1 protein-coding gene is annotated in these 375 nt (G+C 35.7%); it reads right to left on the reverse strand.

The window, feature by feature from the left end:
- A partial coding sequence (locus ACO0KY_RS19675) for a hypothetical protein (RefSeq protein ID WP_423048930.1) occupies window positions 1–375 on the reverse strand: 375 nt, incomplete at both ends.

Genomic DNA, 375 nt, shown 5'->3' on the forward strand with positions numbered 1-375 from the left:
AAAAACCAGATTTGCTTTACAACCTGCTCAATTTTCTCTGGTGTTGTGCTATTTCTTTTTATTTTGTCCAAAGACTCTTGGTCAAAAGCAACACGGTAGTCTTTGACTCGTTGATTGTCATAATCAAGAACTGATTTTTTTTCTTTGTCATAGGTTTCAATGGCAATCTCTGGGAAAGACTCTTTAAATCTCTCTACAAAGTCAGCCTTAAAAAGTGCATCAACTTTTTGATGAAAACCTTTTTCTTTAATAGCATCCAATTCTGTAGCTGAAATTGAGCCATCAGGCATTTTCATAATGTTGCTCACATCCTTGTGGATGTGAATAAAAGGCAAACCATCACGGTTGTCTGTATGCATGACATCATAAACAAGC

This window comes from Undibacterium sp. Dicai25W (assembly GCF_049340505.1).
Lineage (GTDB): Bacteria > Pseudomonadota > Gammaproteobacteria > Burkholderiales > Burkholderiaceae_D > Undibacterium > Undibacterium jejuense.